Here is an 18,780-nt window from a genome sequence, read left to right as displayed (position 1 = left end):
CCGCTCGTCCCATGACCGCGTAGGACCGCAAAGAAAATTTTGCAAAAAAGCCTTTGCGATCGTACATTGATAGGCATGGTGAAGCCGTACTACGAGCCGAACGTCCGCGACACCGAGACGCTTCGTGCCGTCGCGCACCCCATCCGCTCGCGGATCCTGGCGCTGCTGCGCTACGAGGGGCCGGCCACCGCCTCCCAGCTCGGCCGGCGGCTCGACGAGTCGAGCGGGTCGACCAGCTACCACCTGCGCCAGCTCGCCCGCTACGGCTTTGCCGAGGAGGATCCCGACCAGCCCAATCGGCGGGACAAGCGCTGGCGGGCCACCGAAATGGTCACGTCGTGGCAGCGGAGCGAGCGGTCGGACGACCCGGAGTGGCGGCAGATCAGCGACGCGCTGGAGCGCCGCCAGATGCTGCGGGCGATCGAGCTCTTCCAGCGTTGGTTCGCCGGTGAGGACCGCTTCGACCCGCGCTGGCACTCCACCGGCGGGCTCTTCGACAACCTGCTGCGCCTCACCCCGTCGCAGCTGGCCGCGCTCGACCGCGACCTCATGGCCGTCCTCGATGGGTACCGGACCGCGCCGCCACCCGCCGAGCCCGACGAGCCGGTTCGCCACGTCGCGATCTACCAGCAGCTCCTCGCGTTCGAAGAGGTGCCGCTGTGATCACCGTCGGCCAGGCCGAGCGCCGTTACCTCGTCCTCACCGGGCTGCGGTGGTCCGCGACCGGCCTGATCGTCCCTGTGCAGGTCCTCCTGTATTCCGTGCGCGGTATCGACCTGCCCAGCATCGGCCTGCTCCTGGCGCTCTACTCCGGCCTTGTCGTCATGCTGGAGTTGCCCACCGGTGGCCTCGCCGACCAGCTCAGGCGGCGGCGCACGATGCTGATCGCGTCGGTGTTCCTCGTCGCTACGCCGCTGGTCGCCGCGTTCGCCCAGGTGTGGTGGCACTTCGCGGTGGCCGCGGTGACCTCCGCGCTCGGCCGCGCGCTCGGCTCGGGCCCGGTCGAAGCCTGGTATGTCGACACCGTCCGCGCCGCCGACCCCACCGTCCCCTGCGCCGCGGCATCTCATGGGGTGGGCGGTGGAGTGCGTGGGCCTGGGCGGCGCGGCGATCATCGGCGGTGTCCTGCCACAGTTCTTCCGCGGCCTTCCAGACGACGGCCTGATCACCCCGATCTCCGTACCCGCGCTCGCTGCCGCCGGAGTCGCGGCCGTGAGCCTGGCCGCGCACGCCGCGCTGATGAAAGAGCCGCCCAGGCCCGCGTCGGTCGACCTCCGCGCGGCCGTCCGGGCTGTGCCCACCCAGATCTCCCATGGGGTACGACTAGCGGCGGGCGACCCGGTCATCAGACTGCTCGTCCTTCGCATGGCCGCGTTCGGGCTGGCCATCAACACGCTGGAGACGCTGTCCCCGCTCCAGTTCGCCGAGCTGCTGGGCGGCGCCGAGCGCGGTGCGGCCGCCTACGGGCTGCTGGCGGCGGGAGCGTTCCTCGGCACCGCGGCGGGGGCCGCCTCGGCGCCCGTGCTGTGCCGCATCGGCCCGGTGGCGCCGCTCACCGTCGCGGCCGTCTCTACTGGACTGTCCACTGTGGCGCTAGGTCTGATCGCCCTGACGGCGGCAGGCATCGGCGGCTTCGCGCTGGCGGCGGTGGCGTACCTCGGCGCGTATGTCCTATCCGGACCTGGTGGCCCGCTCGCCTCGGAGGCGTTGCACGAGCGCGTGAGCGAGCGGGAGCGAGCCACGCTCATCTCGGTCGCCTCGCTCGCGCTCCAGTTGGGCGGCTTCACGGGCTCGCTCGCGATCTCCTGGCTGGCCGCCTCGGCCGGCTTCGTGTACGGCTGGCTGGCCGCCGCCATCGTGCTCGTCGGTGCGGTCTTCGTCACTTTCGGTGCCGGCCGGCGCAGCCGGGTCGCTCCGCGGGCCCTGGCGAACGCCGACACGCTCCGTTGAGCCAGTAGTTCACCGATTTGCGTCCGATGGGCGACTGTATCGAGACGCCACTTGCCCGATCCTTTCTTGTAGGGGAAATGGACCCTTTTTCGGCCTCCCCGCGGGCCGCGCGCCCGTACCGGGGGAATCGGGGCGCCGACGCCACGTGATTGTGGCCGAAAGGGTTCATTTGGGAAAGAGGGTTGATCATGACCGAAGCGGGAGCAGGAGCGCTGCGAGAGTTTCTCGTCGTGCTGGCGCTCGCCCTGGTCGGCTTGTTACTCGCCGTGGCTGCGGCGTTCGCACCCTGGTATGTGCCGCCTGCCGACGCCGGGGGCGGCGCGGTGGTCGAGATGCACTCTCCGCAGCTGACCGGCCCGGGTAGCGGAGGCGTAGTCGTAGAAGCGCGCTGAGCCCCGGTGGTGTTCACTGGGAGGCATGCCTGACAACGCTGACCCGCGGCCATGGGGTGCGGGCACGGTGACCAGGATCGGGGCGCCCGTGCTGCCACCGCCGGTCGACCCGCCACCGCCCGCACCCCCGGCCGAGCAGGGCCGGGAGCGGCGCCGGCTGTTGTGGTTCGCAGGGGTGGCTGGCGGCATGCTCGTAATCGGCTTGGTGCTGGTGCTCGCGTTCACGATGTCGGGCGGCGTCGACCCGTTCGGCGACAAGCCCGCCGGTCCCTCCGACGTGCGCCCGCCCCTCGCCCGTGCCTGCCCGGCGCCGACCGGCATCACCGAGCCGGAGCCGGTCGATCCGGGCCCACCGCCGAGCGGGGCGCGCACGGTGGACGAGGAGGCAGGCATCTCGTATCCGGCGTACGGCGCGCCCTGGCAGCCGTGGCGCACGGTGTGGAGTGCCGGCACGCTCGAAGTGCCGTACAAGATGGGCCAGCACTTCGTCACCGAGACGTACACCGGCGGTACGTACCATGCCTCGATCCTGTCCGCGGCCGTGCCGGCGGCGGACAACGACGCCGTCGCGATCAACCTGGAGTGCGTGGGTCAGCAGGTCGCCGCCGACGTGCGGGCCGAGTACTACCCGCAGCCCACGACCATGGACCTGCACCGCAACGAGCGGACCACGCTGGGCGGTCGGCCGGCGTGGCTGACGGTCTTCCGCCTGCACTTCAGCCGCCCGGGCCTCCAAGCCAAGGACGAGTTCGCCGGTGTCGCGGTGATCGACGTGGGCAAGCCGACCGCCGCCGTGCTCTACGTGTCGATCCCTGGCACCCATCGCCAGTTCGACTACATCGTCGACGAGGTCTTCAAGTCTGTCCGCCCGACCTGACCGCGGCCCTCCGCCCGCAGCCGCGCTACGGCACGCGGTGTGGCAGCATACGCCGGTGTCGATACGGGGATGGCTGCTTCTGGCATGTGGCGGGTTCGGTGCGACGTACCTCGTCGGTGAGTTCTTCGGCTCCCCGCTCCTGCCGGCCGCCGAGCTTCTGGCCTGGGTCTCGCTCGCCGCATACCTGGCTGTCAGCGGCCGAGGCGCCCCGACACGGGTGCGGTTCGCCCTCGCGGCCGGCGTGCTGATCCTGGGCGCCATCGAGGCGAGCTCGCTGCTTTCCACAGCGGATGGCAGCCGGACCGGCATGCAGTTCCTGACGCCTGACCGGGTGCCCGAACGGAGCGCGTTGGACACAGCCAGCGACGCGGTGCGACACACCATGCCGGCGCTCGTCGCGTACGCCTGCCTCGCGCTCGCCGCGCTCTTCCTGCCCAAGCGGCGCACCCGGACCAGCGCCGCGGTCGCGGTGGCGGGCATCGGCATCGCCGTGATCTACGTGGGCCTGGAGATCTGGGGCCGGGACGGCGGGCTCGCGGCCGTGCTCGCGGCCGTGCCGCTGCTGCTGGTCGCCGTGCTCGCGTTCCTGGTCGCCGGCCGGACGCCGCGGTGGATCCCGACGGCCGGCCTGGCGCTGCTCGGGCTGGCCGCGCTGTGGATGCTCGACGGCGTGCTCGACCGCGTGCACGTCGAGCCGCTGGTCGTCTTCCTCGATCCGGGCATGCGCTATCAGCGTCACGAAAGCGTGGCCGTCATGCTCGCCGCACCGGTCGGCCTGTCCATCACGGGATTGGCCCTGGCCCCCGCCATCCAGCTCGCCGCGGCCGCCACCATCACCGTCGGCTGCCTCCGCCGGCGCGCGGCCTCGCCCCCGCCACCGGACGCGAGTGCCCCCTCCGGTTTGTGAAACGCGGAGGGTGAGGCCGCGGGAGCAGCGGTCCGGACCCAATGCCACTCACCTTAGTTTGATCTTGGTGGGTGGGTGTGTCGGTGTGGGTTGGTGGTGTTGGTGTGGGTGATGATCGCTGGTCGTGTTTGGGGCTGGTGGGCGGTTGACGGACTGGGTCTCGGTGGGGGTGTTGGCCGGGTCGGTGCCGCGGGATGTGGTCGATGCGGCGGTGGCGGTGTATGGCCGGGAGTCGAAGCGGTCGGATGGGAAGTTGCCGGCGCATGTGATGGTGTACTTCGCGATGGCGTTGGCGTTGTTCGCTGAGGATGACTATGAGGGGGTGCTCGCGCGGCTGGCTGAGCCGTTGATGGCGTGGGGGTGTTGGGATGCGAGTTGGTCGATGCCGGGTTCGGCGGGGATTACGCAGGCCCGGCAGCGGTTGGGGCCGAGCCGGTGCGGGAGGTGTTCGAGCGGGTGGCTCGGCCGGTGTGTGGGGTGTTGACCCGGGGTGCGTGGCTGGCTGGGCGGCGGTTGGTGTCGGTCGATGGAAGTGAGCTTGATGTGCCGGATAGTCCGGCCAACGCGGAGTTCTTCGGCTATGCCGGCGGGGCTACGAGACGTTCGGCGTTTCCCAAGGCCAGGTTGGTCACGTTGGTCGAGACCGGTTCGCGGGCGCCGATCGGTGCGGTGATCGGGCCGGTCGTGGGTAAAGGGCAGGGGAGCAGAGCCTGGCCCGTGGGTTGTATCCGTTGCTGGAGCCGGGCATGCTGCTGTTGGCCGATCGTAACTTCTACGGCTGGCGCGACTGGTGTGCGGCTACCGATACCGGCGCGGACGTGTTGTGGCGGGCCGGTGGCGCTGGCGGCGCGATCGCCCTACCCGTCGTGCAAGATCTGCCCGACGGCTCGTATCTGACCGTGGTGTATGCCTCCCGGACGCGTCCAAGCGAACGTGACCGGATCCTCGCGCTGGCCCGTGACCCGGCCACCCGGGCCGACATCGACCCGCACCGCGCCCGCATCGCCCGGGTCGTGTCCTATCAGGTCACCGACCGCGCGGACAACGACGAACCGATCAGCCTGCTCACCAGCATCCTGGACCCGGCCGACGCCCCGGCCGCCGTGCTGGCCGAGGCATACCACCAACGGTGGGACCACGAAACCAGCAACGGCCAACTCAAAACCCACCTGCGCGGCCCCGGACGGGTCCTACGCTCGAAAAGCCCGGCCATGGTGACCCAAGAAATCTACGGCTACCTGCTGACCCACTACGCGATCAGCGCCCTGATCTGCCAGGCCGCCACCGAAGCCGACATCGATCCCGACCAGGTCAAATTCCACCGCACCGTGCGTATCCTGCGCCGTCGGGTCCAAGACCCGACGGCATTTTCCCCCTGACCACCGCCACCACCTCATCGCCGCCATCGGCGCCGACATCACCCACCACCGACACCTCAACCAACACCGCCACCGCAGCTACCCCCGCGTCGTCAAACGCATGCGCCACAACAGCTACCGAGTCAAACAACCCCACGACACCGGCACCCGCCACACCAACCCACCCACCACCAAGATCAAACTAAGGTGAGTGGCATTGGGTCCGGACCACCGCGGACATCGCGGTAGCTCAAATCTCGGTCTTGGAAAAGATCCTCTATGGCAGGACCTCGGCCGGGTCGCCCAGCGCGATCTCGCCAAGCGTCTCCGGCACGAGCTGCATGCCGAACCAAGCCCAGCCGCCCGACCTGCGATGCCGGGCCAGCGTGCGGATCGGCTCCTTGCCACCCGCGCGGGTCTCCGGATCGATCGTCGTCATGACGCACCGCCCGCACGGCCCCGCGACCCGGAAGTCGACGGCGCCGATTCGCAGCCGCTTCCAGTCGTCCTCGGCGAAGGCCAGCGCGCCGTCCAGCACGACGTTTGCCCGGAAGCGACCCACGTCCAGCGGCTCGGGCAGCTCCTCGCCGCGCTCGACGGCGGTCTCCGCGATCCAGTCGTCGAGGCGGCGCAGCGATTTGAGCGTGACAAGGTGGATCGGCGCGGTGTCGCCGAGATTGAACACGTCGCCGGGCTCCCCACCGGCCTCTGCCGGCACCGCACGGGCCGCCGTATCGGCCAGCCACACAAGGCGCGCCGGCCGCCCGAGCGTCGCGGTCAGCCACTCGTCGGCCGCGTCGCCGCCCACCGCCGCGCGCTCCAGATTCCAGAACCGCACGGAAACTGTGTGCGCCGGCTCGGGCAGAGGCACCACGAGGTCCGGCGCACCCGGTGCGGTGAGCAGCAGACCGCCGTCGGGTGCGGTGGTCGCCGTGACCATGAAGAGCGCCTGGCAGCGCCGCGCGGTGATCGGCTCGCCGTCCGGCGCGATCACGGCCCACCTCCGGTCGCCGGCCAGCCCCCACCGCTCGACCTGCGCGCGATCCACGGGACGTGCCCGGGTCGACTTCACCGGGTACAGGTTTATCCCGACAACACGCACACCCAACGGTCTCACGCCGCGAGGCTTCGCGACCGCCCCGGGCTGTGACGCGCTAGTGTCGCCGTGTGGCGCGCAGACCCAAAGTCCCAGCGACGAAGTATCCAGTGGAGCGGCACACGCTCGACAATGGTCTGAGGGTGGTGCTGGCGCCGGACCGCAGCGCACCGGTGATCGGCGTCGCCGTGGTGTATGACGTGGGCATCCGCTCGGAGCCCGAGGGGCGCACCGGGTTCGCCCACCTCTTCGAGCACCTCATGTTCCAGGGCTCTGAAAACCTGGAGAAACTCGCGCACTTCCGGCATGTGCAGGGTTCGGGCGGCACGTTCAACGGCTCGACTCACCTGGACTTCACCGACTACTACGAGACCCTCCCGGCCAACGCGCTGGAGCGGGCGCTCTTCCTCGAGGCCGACCGGATGCGCGGCCCGCGGCTGACCGAGGAAAACCTCCGCAACCAGGTCGACGTGGTCAAGGAGGAGATCCGGGTCAACGTGCTCAACCGGCCGTATGGCGGCTTTCCGTGGCTCAAGCTGCCGCCGGTCATGTTCGACACGTTCCCCAACGCCCACGACGGGTACGGGTCTTTCGACGACCTTGAAAGCGCCACCGTCGCCGACGCCGCCGAGTTCTTCGAGCGCTACTACGCCAGCGGCAATGCGGTCCTCGCGGTCGCCGGTGACCTCGACCTCGCCGAGACGCTGGAGATGGTGCAGCGGCACTTCGGTGACGTACCGGCCCGCCCGGCGCCGGAGCGGCCGAGCTTCGCCGAGCCCGACCTGACCGCCGAGCGGCGCGAGTCGTACACCGACGCGCTGGCCCCGCTCCCCGCGCTGGCGAGCGCCTGGCGGGTGCCCGACCCGGTCGCCGACTACGCCGCCTACCTGCCGTACGTGGTGCTGGCCGAGGTGCTCACCGACGGCGAGGCGTCCCGCCTGGTCGAGCGGCTGGTGCTGCGCGACCGTACGGTGACCTCGGTCGGCGGCTACCTCGGCTTCATGGGCGAGCCGTGGGAGGTACGCGATCCCACCGCCTTCCTGCTCCAGGCCCACCTGCCGCCGGGCGGCGACGTCGACAAGGTGCTGCGCACGGTCGACGAGGAGCTTGACCGGCTGGCCACCGACGGGCTTGCCGAGGGCGAGCTGGCGCGCACCCAGGCGAGGATGGCCACGCACCTGCTGCGTGACGCCGACGCGGCACTGGGCCGGGCGCTGCGGATGGCCGTCCTCGAGCAGCAGCGCGGCACCCCCGAGCTGCTCAACGACCTGCCCCGACTGGTCGGCGAGGTCACCGAGGAGCAGATCCAGGAGGCCGCCGCGGCGCTGGTGCCCCAGCGCCGGGCCACGGTCGAGGTCGTCGCCGGCGAAGCCGCGGGAGGTACCCAGTGAAGGCACTGCCCGCCCTCGGCCCGACCCGAAAGCTGAAGCTGCCGAAGGAATCCGAGCGCAGGCTCCCCAACGGCCTCACCGTGATCGCGATCCGGCGGCCGGCGGTACCGCTTGTCGAGGTGCGGCTGCGGGTGCCGTTTGCCCGCACCCACCTGTCCCGGGCCGCGCTGCTGTCCCAGACGCTCTTCTCCGGCACCGCTGATCTGTCCACGGTGGAGATCGCGGCCGAGCTACAGAAGGTTGGCGGCGGGCTGAGCGCGGGCGTCGACCCGGACCGGCTGATGATCTCCGGCAACGGTCTGGTCAGCGGGCTGGAGCGGATCCTGGAGCTGCTCGGCGAGGTGCTCAGCGGCGCCGCGTACCCGGTCGACGAGGTCGCCACCGAGCGCGACCGGCTAGCCGACCGGATCCAGGTGGCGCAGAGCCAGCCGTCGCACCTCGCTCGGGTCGCGTTGCTCAAGCGGATCTACGGCAAGCACCCGTACGCGGTGCAGACGCCCGAGGTGTCCCAGGTGCAGGCGGTGCGCCCGGCGCAGCTGCGGGCGCTGCACGGCGAGCGGCTGCACCCGGCCGGTGCCACGCTAGTGCTGGTCGGCGACCTGACGCCGGAAAAGGCGCTGGACACCGCCGAGCGGGTGCTCGGTACCTGGAACGGTGGCGGCAAGCAGGTCGACCTGCCGCACACGCCGCCGATCGAGCCGGGGCCGCTGACGCTTGTCGACCGGCCTGGTTCGGTGCAGTCGTCGCTGCGGGTGGCGCTGCCGGCGGTCGACCGTACCCATCCGGACCACGCCGCGCTCCAGCTGGCCAACCTGCTCTTCGGCGGCTACTTCTCGTCCCGCTGGGTGGAAAACATCCGCGAGGACAAGGGGTACACGTACGGGCCGCACTCGGTGATCGAGCACAACGAGGCCGGCTCCGCCTTCGTGGCCGCCGCCGAGGTGGCGACCGAGGTGACCGGCCCGGCGCTGCTGGAGACGTATTACGAGTTGGGGCGCCTCGCCTCCCTCCCGCCGAAGGAGGAGGAGCTGGAGCAGGCCCGCCAGTACGCACTCGGCACCCTCCAGCTGGGAATGTCCACTCAGGCCGGGCTGGCGACTCTGGCCAGCACGTACGCCGGCTTCGGGCTGCGGCTCAACTACCTGCCGGAGTACGCGGCGAGGCTGGCCGCCACCACCCTCGACGAGGTGGCCGCCGCGGGCGCCGAGTACCTGGCACCGGCTAAGACGGCGGTCGTCGTACTGGGCGACGCGGAGCGGGTGGAGGCGTCCTTGCGCGCCCTGACGGCGGTCGAGACAGCGTGAGCCTGCCGCCGCTGGCTCGCTCCACTCTGGACCGCGCTGCCCACCACCGCCGTGACCCGGAGTGGCTCGCCGCGGCGTGGTCACGAGCGCGCGTGCTCGTGGTGGACGTCGTGAGCGGCGGCCGGGCGCTCGTCGACGAGGATGGCGCGCTCGTGCTGCTGGACGCCAAGGAGGCGCCCGAAGTCGCGGTCGACCAGCGGATGTTCCTCGGCGTCGAGCCGGATGGCACGCCGGTCTTCGCGGTCGACGTGCCGCTGCCCGAGCAGCCCGATGCCCGCGCGGTCAGCCTGCGCGACGTCGGTCATCTGCTCAGCGACCGGGACGCCGGACTCTTCACAGCCGCCGCGGCTCTGGCCCAGTGGCACGCTGGTCACCCGTACTCCTCGACCACGGGACTGCCCACGACGGCGGCCGAGGGCGGCTGGACGCGGGTCGACGAGGCCGGTGCGCAGGTGTGGCCACGGACCGATCCGGCCATGATCGTGCTGGTGCACGACGGCGTTACTGGCCCCTCCGGCCGGTGCCTGCTGGGCAACAATGCCGCCTGGGGCAGCGGGCACGAGGTGCGCCGTTTCTCCTGCCTCGCCGGATATGTCGAGCCGGGCGAGTCGGCCGAGGCCGCGGTGATCCGGGAGGTCGCCGAGGAAGTCGGCATCGAGGTCGGGGCGATCGAGTACGAGGGGAGCCAGGCCTGGCCGTTTCCCGGCTCGCTGATGCTGGGCTTCACCGCCGTCGGTGACCCGGCCCAGCCGGTCCAGGTCGATCCCACCGAGATCGCGCACGCGCGCTGGTTCACTCGCACGGAGATAGCCGGAGTGCTGGCCGGCGAGGTCCTGGACGCAGGCGACGGCGCCCGGGTCGGCCTACCGCCGGCCTCGTCGATCGCGCTTTACCTGGTCAACCGCTGGTTGACCAGGCCGGTCTAGCCCAAAGTTCAATCTCGGTCCGTGACCGCCGTTGCCGCGACAGCCACGGACCGAGACCGAGGCCGTCATGCCCGGCAGAGGCAAGGTTCGCGGCGGGGGAGCCGTTAGCCGGTCACGACGGTCGTCCAGGCCGTGCCTATTCACATGCAAATCCACGCGTGGAAGTTCCACCCATGTTGGCGGAATTCCCACGATCGGGCAAGGGATTCTCAGTTCAAATCGAACTCGCCGGCCTTGGCGCTGGCCACGAAGTCGATCCACTGTTCCCGCGCGAAGATCAGCACCGGCCCTTCTCGATCTTTGCTATCACGCATGGCGACCGTCGTCTCCATCTCGCCGACCTCCACGCAGTTGGTGTTCTGGCTGCGCGAACTCGTCCGCCAGCTGATTCGGGGACCTGCACTCATGACGCGACTCCTATCGGTCGGGCGGCGGGTTCGTCCGCTGCGAGGGGCGCTGCGGTGTGCGGCGCCTGCGCTGAACCGGGGGCGTCAGGGAGGCCGGCGGCGCGTACGCGTCGTCGCCGGCGAGCGGGCCGAGGGCGGCGGCTGCCTCGGTGATCCAGGTGAGGGACTCGGCGGGCGGGCGCGCGGCTTGCCGGAGCCAGTCGAAGACCCGCCCATACCGGGCGAGCATGTCGTCTTCGGTCAAGATCAGGTCGGCTGCCAGGGCCTCGACCGCGACCGCGTCGGGGTCGTCGGGATCGGCGAACCGGTAGATGGAGAACGCGGTCTCCGGCAGGTACCAGTCCGCGACCTTCGCCGACGGCGGCAGCACCCACAGCATCACGTTGGGCAGCCCGGCCAGGCGGGCCAGGTGGCGCAGCTGGCCGGCCATCACCGGCGCCGGCCCACCCCTGGGACCGAGCGCGGCCTCTTCGAGCACGGCCTCGTACCTCGGCGGCTCGGCCACGCGGGTGAGTGTCGACTGCCGTGCCACCCGCGCGGCGATCTCGGTCTCCGGGTCCTCGGCGTCGTCGGGCGCGATCACCTCGCGCGACGAGAGCAGCCGCACCCGCGTGTATCCGGGCGTCTGGAGCAGGCCCGGCAGGATCACCGGGCCGTACTCGAAGATCTCGGCGCAACCCGCTTCAAGCTCGGCGTAGCTGCGCTGGCGCTGGGTCATCACCGGGTACGAGCGCAGCCAGCCGCGGGTGTTGCCAGCGTCTCGGGTGACGCCGATCAGCTCCTCGCGGGTGGCCCCGGTGACTTCGTACAGATCCAGCAGGTCAAGAACGTCGCTGAGGTCCGGCCGGCTTCGGCCGTTTTCCAGCCGGGAGAGCTTAGAGGCCGAAGCCCAGCCAACCCGCGCGATCACTTGGTCGCCGGTCAGGCCGGCAGCCTCGCGCAGGCGGCGTAGCTCGGCCCCCAGCCGCCGACGTCGCACCATCGGACTCGGCGCAGGAGGCACCCCAACCTCCCCTCGGTCATTCGGGACTACACAGTATGAACTGATTGTGACCCGAGCATGTTCTCGACCGTGGGCGTGTTCCGCAAAAGGTTTGGTTTAGCCCGCGATAGCCGCGAGGCGCTCTTTCACCTGGATGATCGAAGGATTTGTCAGCGCCGATCCATCCGCAAAGCGGACCGTGGGAACGGTCTGGTTGCCGCCGTTTACGCTCATCACGTACTCTGCGGCGGCCGGATCCCGCTCGATGTCGACGACCTCGTATCCGATGCTTTCCCGATCGAGCTGGGACTTGAGTCGGTAGCAGTAGCCGCACCAGCTCGTCGAGTACATCGTGAGCATTTGTCGGTCCTTCCGTATGGGGGCTTCGCGGGGTGGGGCGGTCGATGCGACGGGGTCGCACCGGGGGCTGGCGCGCCGTGGAGACGCTCCACACCAGCCAACGTCGGTGGCGGGTGCCATGATTCCTAGCCGTGGGGGGAATACCGTCTGCGGACCGGGTGCTGTCCGGGCTCGACCCGGAGCAGTGCGCCGCCGTGACCGCCCCGGCCGGTCCGGTGTGCATCCTCGCCGGCGCGGGCACCGGGAAGACCCGGGCCATCACCCACCGGATCGCGTACCGGGCACTGACCGGCGAGATCAGCGGGCGGCACGTGCTGGCCGTCACGTTCACCGCGCGGGCCGCCGCCGAGATGCGGGCCCGGCTCGCGGTGCTCGGCGCCAGCGGGGTGCAGGCGCGCACGTTCCACTCCGCGGCGCTGCGCCTGATGCGCTACTTCGCGCCGCGGCTGCTCGACGGCCGGGCGATGCCCGAGCTGCTGGAGAGCAAGGCGCGGCTTGTCACGCTCGCCGCCAGCCGGGCCGGTGTGCGGGCCGACCGCACCGCCGCGCGCGACCTCGCCAGCGAGATCGAGTGGGCCAAGTCGTCGCTTGTCGAGCCGGCTGAGTACCCGGTGGCCGCGGCCAAGTCCACCCGGGAGCCGCCGTACGAGCCGGCGAAGGTGGCCGAGGTCTTCGCGGCGTACGAGCACGTGAAGCGCGCCAACGGCGTGATCGATTTCGAGGACCTGCTGCGGGCCGCGGTGTGGGGGATCGAGGAGCACCCCGACGTCGCCGAGCAGGTGCGGACGCAGTACCGGCACTTCGTCGTGGACGAGTACCAGGACGTCAACCCGTTGCAGCAGCGCCTGCTCGATGCGTGGCTGGGCGGCCGCGAGGACCTGACCGTGGTCGGTGACGCCAGCCAGACCATCTACTCGTTCACCGGCGCCACCTCCGGCTACCTGATCGACTTTCCCCGCCAGCGGCGCAACGCGGTGGTGGTCCGGCTGGTCCGCGACTACCGTTCGACGCCCCAGGTGGTCGGCCTCGCCAACGCGGTCATCCGCCAGGCCCGGGGCGCCGAGGCGCGGCTGCGGCTCGAGCTCGTGGGGCAGCGCCCGCCCGGGCCCGAGCCCGACCTGCGGATCTTCCCGGACGAGCCGGCCGAGGCAGCCGGGGTGGCGGCGCGGTGCCGGCAGCTGATCGCCTCGGGCACCCCGGCCCGGGAGATCGCCGTGCTGTTCCGTACCAACGCGCAGTCCGAGGCGTACGAGGAGGCGCTGGCCGAGGCCGAGGTGCCGTACGTGGTGCAGGGCGCCGAGCGGTTCTTCGAGCGGGCCGAGGTGCGGCAGGCCGTGCTGGCACTGCGCGCGGCGACTCGGTCCACACCCTCGGGGCGCCGCTGGTGGCGACGGTCGTCGAGGCGCTCGCGGCCACCGGCTGGCAGCGCGACCAGCCCCCGCCCGGTGGCGCCGCGCGCGAGCGGTGGGAGGCGCTCGCCGCACTTGTCACGCTCGCGGAGGAGTACGTGGGCACGCCGGCCCTCCTGCCGATCGGCGAGGCGGCCACGGTCGAGCGGCTGCCATCGCTCGCCGACTTCGTGGAGGAGCTCCAGCGACGGGCCGCACAGCAGCACGCGCCCACGGTCGAAGGTGTGACGCTCGCCTCACTTCACTCGGCGAAGGGCCTGGAGTGGGACGCGGTATTCGTGGTGGGGCTCTCCGACGGCACGCTCCCGACGACGTACGCGAAGACGCCCGAGGCGCTGGAGGAGGAGCGGCGGCTGCTCTACGTCGGGGTGACCCGGGCGCGGCAGTGGCTCTGGCTCTCGTATGCCCAGTCCCGCGCGCCGGGCGGCCGGCCACGGCGGCCGTGCCGGTTCCTGCCGCAGTTCGAGCGGGGCGGCGGCGAGCGGGGCGGCACCGCGGCGCTGAGTCGACGACCCGAGCGACGCCGCGCGCAGGTCGTCTCCTGCCGGGTGTGCGGCGCGACTCTGCTCGCCGGCGCCGACCGTAAGCTGGGCCGTTGCGCCACCTGTCCGTCCACACTGGATGAGGATCTATTCGCCCGGCTGAGCGAGTGGCGGGTCCGTGTCGCCGGTGCGCAAAAGGTCCCCGCGTATGTGGTTTTCACCGATGCCACGCTCGTCGCGCTCGCCGAGCGGCGGCCGACCGGCCCGCAGGATCTCGTCGCCATCGCCGGCATCGGCCCGCGAAAGCTCAGCCTCTATGGCGACGCCGTGCTCGCCCTGGTGGGAGGCGCGAGCGTCGACGATCTTGTACCGGAGGAACCTCCGGAAAAAAGTTCCGCGAAGTAGCCGTAAAACCGTTTGCGGTCGCCCCAGCGACAGGCTTAGCCTCATGGCACACCTCGCGCGCGAAGTCACCATGCTGCTCGCCGGGGTGGGCGAGAATCACCGAGACCAGATCTGACGACGAGAGAAAGACAGGAGGTGGCCCCGGTGAAGATCTTCTACACGATCGAGCGACCGTCGGCGCTGCCTGCTGTCTGCGCTCCGATGTCGGCCGCTGCCGGTGTCCACCTGGTTGGGCTGGCTGCTGCCGACGTGCCGCAGCTGACGCAGGTGGACCAGGTCCAGGTCCAGATCGATTCCCCGGTCCGGACCGAGGCATGGATCAATGGCGGCGGCTACGGGACGAGTGGGCTCACGGTTAAGGGCGTTTCGGCCAAGAAGCGGCAGGACGTCCGCGGGATTCCACCTCGAGGAAGGCCGGTCTGACAGACAGACCTCCGGCTCACCTCGAGGCCGCGGAACCCGTAACCGGGATCCGCGGCCTCAGTCATTTCGCCACAAGCACAGAGCGTTCGCCACAAGCAAAAGGCGTTCCGCCACAAGCAGAGAAGCAACGAGCGAGAGAGAGGTGACCGGGCGATGAGTCTGGCGTTGGCCCCGGTCGACGAGAGCGTCGACCTCGAGGCGAACCTGCCTTGCCGGAAGTTCGACCCCGACCTGTGGTTCGCGGACTCCCCGACCGAGCTGGAACTGGCCAAGTCGCTGTGCGGGGACTGCCCGCTCCGCGTCGAGTGCCTGGCCGGCGCGGTCGAGCGGGCCGAGCCCTGGGGCGTCTGGGGCGGCGAGATCTTCGAGCGTGGCGCGGTGGTCCCGCGCAAGCGGCCCCGTGGCCGTCCGCGCAAGGAGGACGTCGCTCGTGACGCCGCCCTGCGGGTCGAGGTAGAGGCGCGGATGGCGGCCAATGGGCTCGCCGAGTCGCGCAACGCCGTCCGGCTGGCGGCCTGACATGAACCCGATCAACGTACGCGTCCCTTCCCGAGATGGAGCAGTCGTGATGCATCACCTAATCCACGAAGCGTTGTCGAGAGCCCGAATGCGCCGGCCTCAGGCCGGCACCACCACGAGCTCTGAGGCGACCCGATCCGCCCGTCGAGTAGCGATGCAGGCCCGCCGCCAGGCGGCCCGTGAGATGGGCCTCCTCTAGTCCTTGCTACCTAGGCCGCAGGGGCCCGGCACGCGCCGGGCCCCTAGCGGCGTTCCACCGCCGGGGTCATTTGGTCCGTCCACGACGTTGGCCGCGGGCTCACTGCCTGGTGGAGATTTGGGCTACCGCGACGTCCGCGGTGGTCCGGACCGCTGCTCCCGCGGCCTCACCCTCCGCGGTTCACGACCAACCCCGGCCACCCTGTACCTGGCACTCCGCGCGGCCTCGGAGAATGCCCAGGTCATTGCCTTGATCACGGGCTGGGTCAAGGCCGCCGCTCCCGCAGCCTCGCCCTGCGCGGTCCAAGGTGGAGATTTGGGCGGTAGCTCTACTTCTGTTGGTATGGGCGTTCTTCGGCGTTGAGCCGTCCCAACTGGACGGCGGTCAGTCGGTGGGGGCGGCGAAGCCGGGGAGCCAGCGCTCCACGATGGACCGGTACGGGGCCTTTGCCTCAAGCTGGCACAGCACGCCAGTCGAGCCGAGCGTCACGCGGTGGATCAGCAGGTACGACGGTGGCAGGTTGATGTGGCGGCTGAGCTGGTACGCCGGGCTCTTCGGGCTGCCCAGCCGGGTGGCTTCGGCGCGCAGCCAGGCGCGGGTGAACTTGAACTCGTCCGCCGCCAGCGGGGCCAGCATCGGCAGCAGGAAGTCGAGCACGGCACGGGCGTCGATGTCGTCGTCGGGCTTGAGGAAGCCCTCGTCGCGCAGGCCCTCCAGTACCGCGTCGGCGTCGTCGGCCAGGGCCAGGCGCACCAGGCGGCCGATGGGCTCGGGGTGACCCTCCGGGAGGCGGGCTACCGCACCGAAGTCGATCACGCCGAGGCGGCCGTCGGGCAGCAGGCGGAAGTTGCCCGGGTGTGGGTCGGCGTGCAGCAGCTGGGCCCGCTCCGGGGCGGAGAAGTGCAGGGTCGCCATGAGCCGCCCGGCGGTGTCGCGCTCCTCCGGCGTACCGTCGCTGATGATCTTCGAAAGGGGGTGCCCTCGACCCACTCGGTGACCAGCACGCGCGGCGCGGCGGCCACGACCTGGGGTACGAAGATCTCGTCGTCGCCCTCGTAGGCTGCGGCGAACGCCCGCTGGGCCTCCGCCTCCAGCTCGTAGTCGAGCTCCTCGGTGACCCGGGCGCGCAGCTCCAGCACCAGCGGCTTGACGTCGAGGCCCGGCTGGATGATCCGGAACATGCCGGCCAGCCGGGACAGCTGCTTGAGGTCCGCGATCAGGGCCTCGCCGGCACCCGGGTACTGGACCTTGACCGCGACCTGGCGCTCGCCGTCCTTCCACACCGCCCGGTGCACCTGGCCGATGCTCGCCGCCGCGGCTGGCACGTCGTCGAACTCCGCGAACAGCTCGCGCCAGTCCTCGCCCAGCTGGGCCGCGAGCACCTTGTGCACGCTCGCGGCGGGCAGCGGGGGCGCGGCCTCCTGGAGCTTGGTGAGGGCCTGGCGGTACGGGCCGGCGAGCTCGGCCGGCAGTGCCGCCTCGAAGACGGACAGCGCCTGCCCAAGCTTCATCGCACCGCCCTTGAGCTGCCCTAACACGCTGAAGAGCTGCTCTGCGGTGCGCTGCTGGATCTCTGGAGAAATCACCTCGGAAGCCAGTCCGGTGACCCGCTTTCCGAGTCCGAGGACAGTGCGGCCGGCGAAGCCGAGCGGGAGCGCGGCGAGCCTGGCTGTGCGGGTGACGGCCCGGCGCGGTATATCGGTCACCGGATTATTGTGACCGACGTTCGGACAAAGTGACGGGTGTGAATGATCGCTGGCGGGCGCGGCGGGCGCAGCCGCACGAGGGGTGTGGCGGCCAGGCGCGGCGGCGGGTCCGGCCCGGGGCACTGATCTCGATCGCCCCACCCACCGTGTCGGGTGCCTCGCCGTCGAGGTAGAGCAGGGCCTCGCCGGCCGCGTACGCCGCCGCGGCGAGCAGCGTGGGCGCGGTGCACGGCTCGGGGCGAGGCTCGCTGGCGAGTTGGGCGGCGAGCGCGGGCCAGGCCGGGTCACGATCGCGTCTGTGCAGCTCAAGGCAGTTGAGGCAGGGTGCACCGCCGGGCAGGACGAGCGGGCCGACGACGGCCACACCGTCGCGTACCCCGACCACGAGGTGGGCGAGGCGCCGCTGGCCGTAGCTGGCCGCCAGGAGGGCCGCCGGCCGGTCCACGCCGGCCTGGACCAGCAGCGAGGTGCGGCCGCGCTGGATCGGGCGGGTCTCGGTGCCCGGTGCCGCGCGCGTGATCGCCTCGGCGACGGCCTCGGTGCGCTCGCGGCGCACGTCGCTCGGGAGCAGCGGACCGCCGACCGCGTCCATCGGGTCCACCACGCCGGCCAGGTCGGGGTGGACGTGCCCGACCCCGGACTGGGCCAGCGTGACCGCGAGGGGCGCCGCCAGGCGGCTCCGCCCGGTCACCACGACGCGGGCGGCCGCCCGCCGGCGGAGGATCTGGGCCGGCGTGCCGGGTGCGTCGGTGCCGCGCAGGGCGAGCGCGGCGGCCTCGGCGGCGAGGCGGCGGCGTACAGGCTCGGGCAGGCTCGCCGGCAGGAGGCTCTGCCCGCCGACCACCAGGCCGGCGGCGCGCAGGGTGTCGAGCAACAGGCGGGCATCATCCCGGCTCACCCCGATCCGGTCGGCGTGCTCCAGGATCGCCCGCTCCGGGCGGGTGCCGTCGATCAGGTCGAGCAGGCGTACGGCGCTGGGATTGGCCACCTCCAGCACGACGGCGCGGGCTGGATCGAGGCCGAGCTGAAGTGTGTGCCGGTCCCGCCACAGTCGATGCAGTCCGGGCAGGAGCGTGGGGCGTGGAAGGGCTGTCATGGCATGACAGCGTGTCACCGTGTCTTCGCCGCCCGTCGTTCGTTGTCCACAGGCGGAAATCGCCATGCACTGGGTTATCCACAGGTGCGAGCGAGTTATCCACAGTTTGTGGCCGGCTACTGTCAGCACGCCGACATGACTTTTCGTAATTCAGCCACGACATCGGGGCATCGCGGCTTGTCTATATAACGGAGAAGGGCGGCCGATCGGCCGCCCTTCTCCGCAGTGTCGCGTTGGTTTGATCTTTACTTGGCCTTGCCCAGGATCCGGTTGACCGTCGTGCCACAGACGGGGCACTTGCCCTTCGCCATGTTCATGCCGGTCTTGGACACCTCGACGGTGCCCTCGAAATCCCGCTTCTCCTTGCACTTCACGCAGTAGCCGTTGTAAGTCTGTGTCTGGGTGGCCACAGTGCCCCTCCTTGTACTCTTTTGCCGGGCTTGCGCGTCCGGCACGTCCCCCAAGCCTGCGCCCGAAAACGCGGCCCTGGACCCAACTGCGCGGCCACGATGTAGCCGCTGGTCCCGCCGGACCCTACCCAGGTCTGGGCGGTTCCATGTCAACGACGCGTCGACGTTGTGAGGAAGCCGA

General features: G+C 70.9%; 16 protein-coding genes and 4 pseudogenes. 13 read left to right on the top strand and 7 right to left on the bottom strand.

Features of this window, described 5'->3' with window-relative positions:
• Nucleotides 1-75 precede the first annotated feature (75 nt).
• From Pflav_RS29670 to Pflav_RS29640, 7 genes and pseudogenes are all read left to right on the top strand, one after another.
• Complete coding sequence (locus Pflav_RS29670; RefSeq protein WP_173039926.1) at nt 76-663, top strand: winged helix-turn-helix domain-containing protein; 588 nt, start codon at nt 76-78, stop codon at nt 661-663.
• Nucleotides 660-962: pseudogene (locus Pflav_RS49070) on the top strand (MFS transporter); the annotation flags it as partial. The gene Pflav_RS29670 and the pseudogene Pflav_RS49070, both read left to right, overlap by 4 nt.
• Nucleotides 963-1,080: 118 nt before the next feature.
• Nucleotides 1,081-1,950, top strand: coding sequence for an MFS transporter (locus Pflav_RS29660; RefSeq protein ID WP_173039923.1), 870 nt, complete (start codon nt 1,081-1,083; stop codon nt 1,948-1,950).
• Nucleotides 1,951-2,138: 188 nt separating this feature from the next.
• Complete coding sequence (locus tag Pflav_RS29655) at nt 2,139-2,342, top strand: hypothetical protein (protein ID WP_173039921.1); 204 nt, start codon at nt 2,139-2,141, stop codon at nt 2,340-2,342.
• 25 nt (nt 2,343-2,367) lie between these two features.
• The gene (locus tag Pflav_RS29650) at nt 2,368-3,219 is read left to right on the top strand and encodes a hypothetical protein (protein WP_173039919.1); all 852 of its coding nucleotides are present in this window, start codon (nt 2,368-2,370) and stop codon (nt 3,217-3,219) included.
• A 55-nt stretch (nt 3,220-3,274) separates the two neighbouring features.
• A complete protein-coding gene (locus tag Pflav_RS29645) occupies nt 3,275-4,126 on the top strand; it encodes a hypothetical protein (protein WP_173039918.1) in 852 nt (283 codons plus the stop codon).
• A gap of 118 nt (nt 4,127-4,244) precedes the next feature.
• Nucleotides 4,245-5,505 (top strand): annotated as a pseudogene (locus Pflav_RS29640) (IS4 family transposase).
• Between the two features lie 256 nt (nt 5,506-5,761).
• Here the strand turns inward: Pflav_RS29640 and Pflav_RS29635 are convergent.
• Nucleotides 5,762-6,601, bottom strand: coding sequence for an MOSC domain-containing protein (locus tag Pflav_RS29635; protein WP_232072076.1), 840 nt, complete (start codon nt 6,599-6,601; stop codon nt 5,762-5,764).
• A 50-nt stretch (nt 6,602-6,651) separates the two neighbouring features.
• Between Pflav_RS29635 and Pflav_RS29630 the strand changes: the two genes are divergently transcribed.
• The 3 genes from Pflav_RS29630 to nudC are packed head-to-tail and all read left to right on the top strand — an operon-like array spanning nt 6,652 to nt 10,201.
• The gene (locus tag Pflav_RS29630; RefSeq protein WP_173039917.1) at nt 6,652-7,971 is read left to right on the top strand and encodes a M16 family metallopeptidase; all 1,320 of its coding nucleotides are present in this window, start codon (nt 6,652-6,654) and stop codon (nt 7,969-7,971) included.
• Nucleotides 7,968-9,275, top strand: a complete 1,308-nt coding sequence (locus Pflav_RS29625; RefSeq protein WP_173039916.1) for a M16 family metallopeptidase — start codon at nt 7,968-7,970, stop codon at nt 9,273-9,275. The genes Pflav_RS29630 and Pflav_RS29625 overlap by 4 nt, the downstream gene beginning before the upstream one ends.
• On the top strand, nt 9,272-10,201 hold the full coding sequence (gene nudC, locus Pflav_RS29620) for an NAD(+) diphosphatase (RefSeq protein WP_173039915.1): 930 nt from the start codon (nt 9,272-9,274) through the stop codon (nt 10,199-10,201). Before Pflav_RS29625 ends, nudC begins: the two co-directional genes overlap by 4 nt.
• Before the next feature lie 209 nt (nt 10,202-10,410).
• Here the strand turns inward: nudC and Pflav_RS29615 are convergent, their stop codons facing one another.
• From Pflav_RS29615 to Pflav_RS29605, 3 genes are all read right to left on the bottom strand, one after another.
• On the bottom strand, nt 10,411-10,608 hold the full coding sequence (locus Pflav_RS29615) for a DUF397 domain-containing protein (RefSeq protein ID WP_173039914.1): 198 nt from the start codon (nt 10,606-10,608) through the stop codon (nt 10,411-10,413).
• Nucleotides 10,609-10,618: 10 nt separating this feature from the next.
• Nucleotides 10,619-11,590 (bottom strand): helix-turn-helix domain-containing protein, encoded by a 972-nt coding sequence (locus tag Pflav_RS29610; RefSeq protein ID WP_377307823.1) that lies wholly within the window; start codon nt 11,588-11,590, stop codon nt 10,619-10,621.
• A gap of 117 nt (nt 11,591-11,707) precedes the next feature.
• On the bottom strand, nt 11,708-11,950 hold the full coding sequence (locus Pflav_RS29605) for a mycoredoxin (RefSeq protein WP_173039912.1): 243 nt from the start codon (nt 11,948-11,950) through the stop codon (nt 11,708-11,710).
• A gap of 131 nt (nt 11,951-12,081) precedes the next feature.
• Here Pflav_RS29605 and Pflav_RS29600 point away from each other — a divergent pair.
• From Pflav_RS29600 to Pflav_RS29590, 3 genes and pseudogenes are all read left to right on the top strand, one after another.
• A pseudogene (locus Pflav_RS29600) lies at nt 12,082-14,246 on the top strand (ATP-dependent DNA helicase UvrD2).
• 144 nt (nt 14,247-14,390) lie between these two features.
• The gene (locus Pflav_RS29595) at nt 14,391-14,669 is read left to right on the top strand and encodes a hypothetical protein (protein ID WP_173039911.1); all 279 of its coding nucleotides are present in this window, start codon (nt 14,391-14,393) and stop codon (nt 14,667-14,669) included.
• Nucleotides 14,670-14,822: 153 nt separating this feature from the next.
• Complete coding sequence (locus Pflav_RS29590) at nt 14,823-15,188, top strand: WhiB family transcriptional regulator (RefSeq protein ID WP_173039910.1); 366 nt, start codon at nt 14,823-14,825, stop codon at nt 15,186-15,188.
• A 583-nt stretch (nt 15,189-15,771) separates the two neighbouring features.
• On the opposite strand, the pseudogene Pflav_RS29585 reads toward Pflav_RS29590, so the two are convergent.
• From Pflav_RS29585 to Pflav_RS29575, 3 genes and pseudogenes are all read right to left on the bottom strand, one after another.
• Nucleotides 15,772-17,093: pseudogene (locus tag Pflav_RS29585) on the bottom strand (ABC1 kinase family protein).
• Between the two features lie 4 nt (nt 17,094-17,097).
• On the bottom strand, nt 17,098-18,189 hold the full coding sequence (locus tag Pflav_RS29580) for a TOMM precursor leader peptide-binding protein (RefSeq protein WP_173039909.1): 1,092 nt from the start codon (nt 18,187-18,189) through the stop codon (nt 17,098-17,100).
• A 245-nt stretch (nt 18,190-18,434) separates the two neighbouring features.
• Complete coding sequence (locus Pflav_RS29575; protein WP_173039908.1) at nt 18,435-18,599, bottom strand: DUF5679 domain-containing protein; 165 nt, start codon at nt 18,597-18,599, stop codon at nt 18,435-18,437.
• Nucleotides 18,600-18,780: the final 181 nt, after the last annotated feature.

This window comes from Phytohabitans flavus, assembly GCF_011764545.1.
GTDB classification, from domain to species: Bacteria; Actinomycetota; Actinomycetes; order Mycobacteriales; family Micromonosporaceae; genus Phytohabitans; species Phytohabitans flavus.
This window is presented reverse-complemented; position numbering and strand designations above follow the sequence as displayed.